The organism is Limnohabitans sp. DM1, from assembly GCF_001269385.1.
In the GTDB taxonomy this organism is placed as follows: Bacteria; Pseudomonadota; Gammaproteobacteria; order Burkholderiales; family Burkholderiaceae_C; genus Limnohabitans_A.
In genome coordinates, this window is sequence record NZ_CXOO01000022.1 from 276,422 (window position 1) to 277,879 (window position 1,458).

The 1,458-nt window shown below is 51.5% G+C and carries 1 protein-coding gene; it reads left to right on the forward strand.

Going from position 1 to position 1,458, the window contains the following annotated elements; genetic code table 11:
* Window positions 1-514 precede the first annotated feature (514 nt).
* Window positions 515-1,300 (forward strand): OmpA family protein, encoded by a 786-nt coding sequence (locus AMM33_RS09060; protein ID WP_194945350.1) that lies wholly within the window; start codon window positions 515-517, stop codon window positions 1,298-1,300.
* Window positions 1,301-1,458: the final 158 nt, after the last annotated feature.

The window sequence follows — 1,458 nt, forward strand, 5'->3', positions numbered from 1 at the left end:
ACCCAAATTGAAAGCCCATCAGACACCGCTCGAAACCCGAATGGAATCAGCACTCCAACCTTATGAGGGCGGCTGTTTTGGACAGCAGTGTTTTAATTTATTACTTTAGTACTAATTTCCATTGGAAAAAATTCGTTTTGGGTACTAAAAGGTAGTTTTCGGACAATTTTGGTATTTAAGTGTGTAAAAATATCGAAAAGATAGAAGCAATAAATAAAAAATTGCAGAGACTCACGCGGGCCAGAAAACTAGGGAGATTCGGCCCGAATTGCATTTACCACCTGAACAAGGGTACGTAAATGATTAAAAAAATATCGAAATCATGAAAAAATTACCATTTTCATATATCTATGCAATGGTCAATGCCTGTCTGTTGATCAGTGGTGCGTGTCTGGCATCTTTGGCGACCGCACAAACTGCTTTTCAATCCAGCCTCAGTGGCGCCGGGGACAAAGCAGGTGTATTTGAGTTGGGCGATGTCTTTGTGGCGCCAGGTGGGGTTGATCAGCAGCAAATGCGATTGACTTTTTACAGAGCACGCACCTCCACCTTCAAAGGTTCAACCAGTATTTATTTCAATGGCATGTACCACGCAACATTGGCGCGCAGCGCCTTCAGCAGCTTGTGTGCCAGCCCTGGCTTAGTCAATCTGGGCATCAAGCCGGTGAAAGTGGGAGATCAGATCAAAGACAACTTTGAAAGCATCAGCGAGCTGGAGCTGCAAGGTGGTCGTAACTACTACATGCGCGTAGTCGAGGATCGGAACGTCAAAGTGCTGCAACCAGTCAGCGAGTCAGAGGCCCTGGCAGAGCTGGCAGGCACCCGTGAGCAAATTCACACCATCTCACGCGTCACGCCCGCGCAGGTGTGCCGCAGCGCAGGCGCTGCTGCGCCAAGGCCCAGTGAGCCCGTGCAAACCATCACCTTGAGTGCAGACGCCTTGTTTGAATTTGCGGCCTCGGACCGCAATGCCTTGGGAGCCCAAGGACGCATGGCGCTGGATAACTTGATTGCCAACGTCAAGGCCAACTACAGCAGCATCAAACATCTGAATGTGTTCGGTCATGCAGATCCGATAGGCACGGCGCAGCTAAACGAACGCCTGTCCAGCGAGCGGGCGAAGACGGTGCGAGATTATTTGCAAGAGAACGGCCTGCAATCGACCCTCATCACAGCGCAAGGGCTTGGGGCCAATGCGCTGGTGGTGAGCACCTGTGGGCGTACGGCGACGGCCAAGGACATTGCCTGCAACAGCCCTAACCGACGCGTCACGGTTGAGATCAGCGGCACCAGCCGCTAAGGGTAAAGCGCAGCACAGCGCCCCCTTTTGCTGACTTTGTTCAGCAACTTCCATCTTCATTTCGACCAAACCTCCAAACCATTGCGCCATCAGCGCGAGCACTTGCACAGCAAGAGTGCCGCGCCTTGGCAAAAGCATATCTTTCAAGGAGCACATCC